This window comes from Gaiella sp. (genome assembly GCF_035558935.1).
Classification (GTDB): domain Bacteria; phylum Actinomycetota; class Thermoleophilia; order Gaiellales; family Gaiellaceae; genus Gaiella.
The window spans coordinates 1-7595 of sequence record NZ_DATMBZ010000143.1; the positions used below are offsets into that span (position 1 = coordinate 1).

Sequence of the window (7595 nt, forward strand, 5' to 3'; positions counted from 1 at the left end):
CGGTTCCCCGGAGGCTCGAGCGGCGTACCCGGTCCCTCGGCGGGCCGCGTCGACGGGACCTGCTTCGCCTTGCACCGGACGGGGTTTGGCGAGCCGGCCGTGTCACCACGGCCGCTGGTGGGCTCTTACCCCACCGTTTCACCCTTACCGGTCGTACGACCGGCGGTCTCCTCTCTGTTCCACTTTCCGTCGGCTTTCGCCGCCTGGGATTTCCCCAGCGCCCTGCCCTGCGGTGTCCGGACTTTCCTCGGACGGCAAGAGCCGCCCGCGGCCATCCGGCCTGCAACTCCAAGGTAGCGGGAACGCGCGTACGTCTCAATACCGTGCGTACACTCGCTCCGTGGCCGGGCCGCGTGATCTCCTCTGGTACGCGCGGACGGTCGCCTCTGGGAGCCCGGCCGACCGCCAGTGGTCGACCGCGGGCGCCCTGTGGTCGATGGTCAGGCACGGCCGCGGGCTCGCGCCGAAAGACTCCCCGCTCACGCTCCAGGACGTCCTCGCCGACGCCGGCTACCGGGACCTCGCCCGGCCGAAGGTCGCCGTCGGCGACATCGCGCCGGGCTTCGAGCTTCCGCTCGTCGACGGCACCGACACCGTGCGCCTCTCGCGCCTCCTCGACGAGCGGCCCGTCGCACTCGTCTTCGGCTCGTACACCTGACCGCCGTTCCGCGCCCAGGTTGGGACGCTCGAGGCAATGGCCGACCGATTCCGCGACCGCGTCTCGTTCCTCGTCGTGTACATCCACGAGGCGCATCCAGAGGACGGCTGGGTGTTGCCCGAGAACCGACGTTCGGGTGTCGCGATCCACAACCCCGTCAGCGACGGCGAGCGACGTGCCGTCGCCGCGACGTGCGCGGCGCGGCTCGAGCTTCGCATGCCGATGGTCGTCGACCACGTCGACAATGCAGTCGGCTCGGCGTACGGCGGTTGGCCCGACCGGCTCTACCTCGTCCGGCGGGACGGGCGAATCGCGTACCAGGGCGGCGACGGACCGTTCGGCTTCAAGCCCGCCGAGCTCGAGGAGGCGATCGAGACGCTCCTCGCGAACGCCTGACGCCCGCGGCGCGACTCGCTCACTCTTACCCCGCTCGGGCTCCGACCTTCGGCAGCAGGACCTCCGGCACCTCCTTTCCGTCGGCGAGGAGCGACCGGCACTCCGGGCAGGCGAGGACGCCGCGGAGGCGCATCACGAACTCACCGCAGCAGAGGCACTCGAGGCTGGCACCGCGGGAGAGCGCGAGCAGCTCCTGGTCGAGCGTCCTCGCGATCGCTGTCACGTGGGCGCTCATCGGAGGCTCCGGAACACCCCCACGACCTTGCCCAGGACGCTGACGTGGTCGGCGAAGATCGGCTCGAGCGCGGCGTTCTCGGGCTGCAGGCGGATGCGGCCGTCTGCCTCGCGGTAGAAGGTCTTCACCGTCGCCTCGTCGGCCGACTCGTCGTCGCCGACGAGCGCCACGACGACATCGCCGTTCCGGGCGTCCTCACGGCGCTGGACGACGAGCGTGTCGCCGTCGAGAATGCCCGCCTCGATCATCGAGTCGCCGTGCACCGTGAGCAGGAAGTCCGCGCCGCGGCCGATCGTGTCCGGGACTGCGACGACGTCCTCGACGTTCTCATCGGCGAGCAGCGGGCCGCCAGCCGCGACGCGGCCGAGGAGCGGGAGGCGCTGGATGTCGCGTGCCGGCTCTGCCTCGACCCGCCGGTGACCGGTGAGCTCGATCGCCCGGGGCTTCGTCGGGTCGCGGCGGATCAGGCCGACGCGCTCGAGGTTCGCGAGGTGTGCATGCACTGTGGACGGCGAGGCCAGCCCGACCTCCTCGCCGATCTCGCGCACGGTCGGCGGGTAGCCGTGGCCGTCGACGTACGTGACGAGGAACTGCCAGATCTCCTGCTGACGAGCGGTGAGTGGGGTCTCGGCCGGCACGGGGCGCCTCCTGGTGGGATACGACGAACGTATGTTCGTCACGAAGGGTAGGGAACCTGCCGGACGGCGTCAACCGCGGGCCAGGCGCGTGGCTCGCGCCCCGGCCCTCGTCGTTCCCCGGTCTGCCTGCCGCTATCATCACCAACCCACGCGCTGGTGGCGGAATTGGTAGACGCGCCAGGTTGAGGGCCTGGTGGCCATTGCGGTCGTGGAGGTTCAAGTCCTCTCCAGCGCATGCGCGAAACAACGGGCTTCGGCCCGTTGTTCGCGTCGAGGGCACCAGAGGGGCGAGGCTGAAGCCACGCGCCCGCGGGCTACGCGAGCAGGCGGTACAGGAGGACCGTGTTGATCCCGAAGAGGATCGCCACCGCCACGGTCAGCCGCGTCAGGTTCCGCTCGACGATGTGCGTCCCACCCTGGGAGGTAGGCGTGAAGCCGATGCCGCCGAACCCCGCGTCGCGCCCGGAGTGCATGAGCACGAGCGTGACGAGAGCGGCGCCGAGGAGCACCTGGACGACGGCGAAGAAGGAGACCATCGGGGCCGCCATGGTACCGGCGCTATGGTCCTGGGATGGCCGCCGGAGACGACGCTCGCGCGAAGATCCAGCGGCTGCTCGTCACCGGCGACAACAGGCTCAAGCAGGGCGTCGCGCCGGAGAAGGTGCGCGAGAGCTACGAGCAGGCGCTCGCCCTCGCACGCGAGGCGGGGCTCGAGGACGCGGTCCGTCCGCTCGTCGAGATCCGCCTCGCCGACCTCGACGCAGACCGGGCGTAGTCCCGCGGAGGAGGTTCCAGCCGATCGGTTCGCCAGACTTGGCGCGTCCCCCGACCTCGGACACAGGGAGCCCAAGCCATGCGGAAGACTCAGACCTACCTCGCGGAGGCGTTCGGCACCTTCGCCCTCGTCGGGATCGGATCGTTCGCCATCCTCTCCGCCTCAGCCGGCGGGGCGGCTCTCGGGATCGTCTCGATCGCGCTCGGGTTCGGTCTCGCGCTCCTCGTGGGGCTGTACGCCTTCGGAGAGGTGTCGGGCGGCCACTTCAATCCGGCCGTCTCGCTCGGGATGTTCCTCGACCGGCGGATCTCGATGAACGACATGTTCGGTTACTGGATCGCACAGTTCGCCGGGGCGATCGTCGCGTCGCTCGTCGTCCTGATCGCCTTCAACGACGATGCCGTCGCCGCGACCACGACGCACTCGTCCGACAACTGGGCCGGGATCGTCGTCGAGGTCGTAATGACCGCACTGTTCCTCGCGGTCATCCTGCAGTCGACGAAGAGCGAGCGGGTACGCGGGACCGCACTCCTCGCGATCCCCCTCACCCTCCTTGCGATCCACGTCGCGATCATCCCCATCAGCGGCTCGTCGGTGAATCCGGCGCGCAGCCTCGGGCCTGCGATCGTCGGCACCGACTTCGGCGATATCTGGATCTACCTGATCTTCCCGCCGGTCGGCGCGATCCTCGGCTGGGTGATCCACAAGATCGTGATCGAGGGCGACACCAGCTTGCGCGACGACATCGAGGCCGCGCGCCGCGGAGGCGGCGCGCCAGCCGGCTAGCCAGCTCCCTCCCCCGCCGGGGCGCCCGCGGCGGCGGGCGTCCCGGTCGCCCGCTCGAGCAGCGCCTCGATCCGCGCGGCCTGGACGCGCAGGTCGTGGGACTCGGCCGCCGCTCGTCCGGCGGGATTCGGACGCGGCAGCGCTGCGGCGCGCTCCAGCGCGGCCACGAGCGCGTCGTCGTTCTCGGGATCGACGAGGACCCCTGCGTCCGGCGGGACGAACTCGGGAGGCCCTCCGATCCGCGTCGCGACGACGGGCCGGCCACACGCGAGCGCCTCGAGCGTGACGAGCCCGAACGGCTCGACGAGGCTCGGCTGGCAAACGACGTCCGCCGCCTGGAGCCAGAGCGGAACGAAGTCGTGCGCGACGGCGCCGGAGAGGTGAACCCCGCGCCGCCCTTCGAGCGCTCCGCGAAGCGGCCCCTCGCCGACGAAGGCGAGCGAACCCTCCCCGAGGCGCGAGAACGCGGACGCGAGTCGCAGCACGTTCTTCCGCTCGCTCAGCGAGCCGGCGCAGACGAACGCCGTCCCGTTCGGCCGCCAGCCGAGCGCCGCCCGGGCGGCTTCGGCGTCCCCCGGCGCGAAGCGGTCGAGGTCGACACCGCAGTCGATCACCTCGATCCGACCTCGTGCCTCCGGCGCCACGGTCTCGAGGCGTGAGGCCAGCCAGCGGGAGACGGCGACGACGCCCGCTGCCCGCCGGACCGTGAGTCGGGTCGCCGCGCGGACGACACGCGAGCCCGCGGCGTTCTCGACGTCCTGGCCGTGGGCGGTGACCACCGTCGGCGCGCGGCCGGCGAGCACGGCGAGAAGCCCGGCCGGGACGAGGAAGTGGGCGTAGGCAACGTCGGGTCGGAAGCGGTGCGCGGCCATGACGACGTCGCGCGCGAGCGCGGCGTGTCGCACCCGGCCGCCGCGGGCGTCGACGACGGCCCGCTCGAGCTCGTGCCCGCGCTCGCGCAGCGCCCGCTCCAGGTCGGCGACGAAGGTGCCGAGCTCGGGCGCGTCCGGCCCCGGGTACATCTGCGAGACGAGCAGGATCCGCACGGATTACCGCGGCGTGACCTGCACGATGCCCAGGCACATCTCGTCCGTCGTGCCCTCGCCCCAGAGGACGTAGCGGGGCGGGCCGCGCCGGAGGCTCGTGTCGTGGCGGCACGTGACACGCAGCACATCGCCCGGTCCCGCGGCGATCGGCTGCTCGAGCTGGTACACGGCCTGCCAGTGGAAGTTCCAGCGGGGGATCTCGAGGAGCAGCTTCGCGCGCGCCGTCCCGGGGTTCAGCCACACCTCGATCGACCGTCCGAGAAGGTGCATGTGGCCCCCGACCGCCTGGATCGTGACGGGGCGGCCGATCGGGCGGTCGCAACTCGTGACCGCGCTCGGTACAGGATGTGCCGCGTCGCGGCCGCAGATCAGCAGCAGGCCGGTCGGGACGAGGGCCGAGTCGGCTCCGAAGCGGTCGACCTGGTCGAAGACCGCAGCCGTGCGGTCGCAGAGCGGTCCGCTCTCGCCTGCCCGGCATGCGAGCTCGACCGGGGCGGGGAGAAGCAACGTCTCGACCGGGGTCAGCCGCTTTGTGGCCGGGACGGTGGTCAGCACGGCACGCGAGCGATCGGGACGCCGGCCGTTCAGGAGGTTGTAGTGAACCTGCATCACGATCCGACTTCCCGCAGGGAGGGGCACACCCGTCCCCTCGCGGAAGCGGTCGGCGCCCGTGCCAGGCGCCCAGGCGGCGATCCAGCCTGCGTCCTCCAGCGAGCCTCGCGGGTCGCTCCTCGTCCCCGCCCCGACGCCCGGTCCGCCGAAGCACGTCCAGCCAGGCCCGGCGCTCTCGCGGTCGAGCGCCGCCGCCTGCGGCACGACGGAGGGCGCGACGCGGTACAGGATCACGTGGTGAACGAGCGAGCCCGCGCCCGGGACGATCTGCGCCGAGGTGACGAACGCGTCGTTCGTCAGCTTCGGGTCGAGGAGGAAGCACCGGTAGTCGTCCGTCGAGCCGTTCGAGGCCGACGGGAGATAGGACCGTGGCATGCGCACCGCGAGGCGCGACTCGCCAGGGCGCAGCGCATTGGGCACGGCCGGGGGCCTGCCCACCGGCGTCCCGCGTCGGGCGCCTCCGGGGCGGACGGTCTGCGACTGCGCCCAGCGGATCAGCGTGTCGCGCTCGCGATCGTCGAGCGTACGCCGTGCCTCACCCACGAAGCGCGGTGACCTGGCCGAGGGGGGCCAGGGCGGCATGCGCCGCTGCTCGAGCGCGGCGACGACCAGTGGAGCCCGACTCGCGAGGTCGCGCTCGGTGCGGAACGCGAAGGGCGCGATCCCGCCGTCGCGGTGGCAGCCGAGACACGTCTCGCGGACGATCGGCGCGACGTCGCGGGCGAAGTCGGGGGCGGCGCTCCCCGAGCCGAGCGCCGGCAGGACGACGACTGCCGCGCCTGCGGCCACACCCGCTGCCGCGGTCCCGAGCGTGCGGGAGAGAGACACGCGCGTCATCGTAGGCGCGAGCTGACGGAACCACGCTCGGTGACCGACTCAGAGTCGGACACCAGCCCACCCGCGCTCACCGCTGGTCGTAGGTGCCCCACAGCTCGCGCAGCGCACCGCAGAGCTCACCGATCGTCGCGCGCGCTGCGAGCCCCTCGCGCAGGGCGGGGAGGAGGTTCGCGTCCGTCTCGGCCATGCGGCGTACCTCGGCGACCGCAGCCTCGACCGCGGCCGAGTCGCGGCTCGCGCGGAGCGCCTGCACGCGCTCGCGCTGCGCGCGCTCGATCTCGGGATCGAGCCGATGCAGCTCGACGTGCTCGGGCTCGTCGGTCGTAAAGCGGTTGACGCCGACGATCACGCGGTCGCCCGTCTCGACCTCGCGCTGCCAGCGAAACGCCGACTGCTCGATCTGCTCCTGGACCCAGCCGGCCTCGATCGCGGCAACCGCCCCGCCGAGGTCGTCGATCCGCTCGATCAGCTCGGACGCCCGCTGCTCGAGCTCGTCCGTGAGGGCCTCGACGTACCAGGAGCCACCGAGCGGATCGGCGGTGTCGGTCGTCCCCGCCTCGTACATGAGCACCTGCTGCGTCCGGAGGGCGAGGGTCGCCGCGCGCTCGGTGGGGAGCGCGAGCGCCTCGTCGAAGGCGTTCGTGTGCAGTGACTGCGCGCCGCCGTACACCGCCGAGAGCGCCTGTGCGGCGACCCGGACGAGGTTGTTCTCCGGCTGTTGCGCGGTCAACGTCGACCCTCCGGTCTGGGCGTGGAACCGAAGCGCCTGCGCCTTCTCGCTCGTCGCACCGAAGCGGTCGCGCATGATCTGCGCCCACAACCGACGCGCCGCCCTGAACTTCGCGACCTCCTGGAGCACGTCGTTGTGCGCGTTGAAGAAGAAGGACAGCCGGGCGCCGAACGTGTCCGGCGAGAGGCCGGCGGCGACGGCGGCGTCGCAGTAGGCGATCCCGTTCGCGAGCGTGAACGCGAGCTCCTGCGCGGCGGTAGAGCCCGCTTCGCGGATGTGGTAGCCGGAGATGGAGATCGTGTTCCACCTCGGGATCCGCTCGGCGCAGTACGCGAACAGGTCGGTCGTGAGCCGCATCGAGGGCCGCGGCGGGAAGATGTAGTTCCCGCGCGCGATGTACTCCTTGAGGATGTCGTTCTGGACCGTCCCGCGCAGCGCGGTGCCGGGCACGCCCTGCTCCTCGGCAACGAGCTCGTAGAGGAGCAGCAGCAGGGACGCGGGGGCGTTGATCGTCATCGAGGTGGAGACCTCGTCGAGCGGGATCCCCGCAAGGAGCAGTCGCATGTCCTCGAGCGAGTCGATCGCCACGCCGGTGCGGCCGACTTCCCCGGCCGCGTGCGGGTCGTCGGAGTCGTAGCCGAGCTGCGTCGGCAGGTCGAACGCGACGGAGAGCCCGGTCTGGCCGCGGTCGAGCAGGTAGCGGAACCGCTCGTTCGTCTCCTCCGCCGAGCCGAAGCCCGCGTACTGGCGGATCGTCCACGGCCGGCCGCGGTACATCGTCGCGTAGGGGCCTCGCGTGAATGGAATCTCGCCCGGCAGCTCGAGCTCGAGGCCGCCCACGTCGTCCGCGGTGTAGACCGGCTTGACCTCGATCCCGGAGTC

9 protein-coding genes, 1 tRNA gene, 1 other RNA gene and 1 pseudogene are annotated in these 7595 nt (G+C 71.9%); 5 read left to right on the forward strand and 7 right to left on the reverse strand.

The features are described 5' to 3' along the window. An RNA gene (rnpB, locus tag VNM44_RS13820) (RNase P RNA component class A) lies at positions 1–287 on the reverse strand; the annotation flags it as partial. Between the two features lie 53 nt (positions 288–340). Here rnpB and VNM44_RS13825 point away from each other — a divergent pair. Both VNM44_RS13825 and VNM44_RS13830 read left to right on the forward strand, forming a co-directional pair. After that, positions 341–658: a hypothetical protein gene (locus tag VNM44_RS13825; protein ID WP_325626471.1), complete on the forward strand. Its 318-nt coding sequence runs from the start codon at positions 341–343 to the stop codon at positions 656–658. A 12-nt stretch (positions 659–670) separates the two neighbouring features. Then, a pseudogene (locus VNM44_RS13830) lies at positions 671–1054 on the forward strand (deiodinase-like protein); the annotation flags it as partial. A 25-nt stretch (positions 1055–1079) separates the two neighbouring features. On the opposite strand, the gene VNM44_RS13835 reads toward VNM44_RS13830, so the two are convergent. Both VNM44_RS13835 and lexA read right to left on the reverse strand, forming a co-directional pair. Continuing rightward, on the reverse strand, positions 1080–1277 hold the full coding sequence (locus VNM44_RS13835; protein ID WP_325626472.1) for a hypothetical protein: 198 nt from the start codon (positions 1275–1277) through the stop codon (positions 1080–1082). 8 nt (positions 1278–1285) lie between these two features. After that, the gene (gene lexA, locus VNM44_RS13840) at positions 1286–1927 is read right to left on the reverse strand and encodes a transcriptional repressor LexA (RefSeq protein WP_325626473.1); all 642 of its coding nucleotides are present in this window, start codon (positions 1925–1927) and stop codon (positions 1286–1288) included. A gap of 150 nt (positions 1928–2077) precedes the next feature. Here lexA and VNM44_RS13845 point away from each other — a divergent pair. Continuing rightward, positions 2078–2162: transfer RNA gene (locus VNM44_RS13845), tRNA-Leu, on the forward strand. A gap of 79 nt (positions 2163–2241) precedes the next feature. On the opposite strand, the gene secG is transcribed toward VNM44_RS13845, so the two are convergent. After that, positions 2242–2463, reverse strand: coding sequence for a preprotein translocase subunit SecG (gene secG, locus VNM44_RS13850; protein WP_325626474.1), 222 nt, complete (start codon positions 2461–2463; stop codon positions 2242–2244). 35 nt (positions 2464–2498) lie between these two features. On the opposite strand from secG, the gene VNM44_RS13855 reads away from it, so the two are divergent. Both VNM44_RS13855 and VNM44_RS13860 read left to right on the forward strand, forming a co-directional pair. After that, positions 2499–2702, forward strand: a complete 204-nt coding sequence (locus VNM44_RS13855; RefSeq protein ID WP_325626475.1) for a hypothetical protein — start codon at positions 2499–2501, stop codon at positions 2700–2702. 78 nt (positions 2703–2780) lie between these two features. Then, complete coding sequence (locus tag VNM44_RS13860) at positions 2781–3488, forward strand: MIP/aquaporin family protein (protein WP_325626476.1); 708 nt, start codon at positions 2781–2783, stop codon at positions 3486–3488. Here VNM44_RS13860 and VNM44_RS13865 read toward each other — a convergent pair. The 3 genes from VNM44_RS13865 to VNM44_RS13875 all read right to left on the reverse strand — a co-directional run. Beyond that, positions 3485–4534: a glycosyltransferase gene (locus tag VNM44_RS13865; protein WP_325626477.1), complete on the reverse strand. Its 1050-nt coding sequence runs from the start codon at positions 4532–4534 to the stop codon at positions 3485–3487. The genes VNM44_RS13860 and VNM44_RS13865 overlap by 4 nt on opposite strands. A gap of 3 nt (positions 4535–4537) precedes the next feature. Further along, positions 4538–5974, reverse strand: a complete 1437-nt coding sequence (locus VNM44_RS13870; RefSeq protein ID WP_325626478.1) for a hypothetical protein — start codon at positions 5972–5974, stop codon at positions 4538–4540. 76 nt (positions 5975–6050) lie between these two features. Then, on the reverse strand, positions 6051–7595 hold a 1545-nt coding region (locus VNM44_RS13875), incomplete at its 5' end, for an acyl-CoA mutase large subunit family protein (RefSeq protein WP_325626479.1).

What these genes read in the sequence shown, in the direction of transcription:
- secG (WP_325626474.1), bottom strand. Translation starts at nt 2,463, where the DNA reads ATGGTCTCCTTCTTCGCCGTCGTCCAGGTGCTCCTCGGCGCCGCTCTC.
- VNM44_RS13855 (WP_325626475.1), top strand. Translation starts at nt 2,499, where the DNA reads ATGGCCGCCGGAGACGACGCTCGCGCGAAGATCCAGCGGCTGCTCGTC.
- VNM44_RS13860 (WP_325626476.1), top strand. Translation starts at nt 2,781, where the DNA reads ATGCGGAAGACTCAGACCTACCTCGCGGAGGCGTTCGGCACCTTCGCC.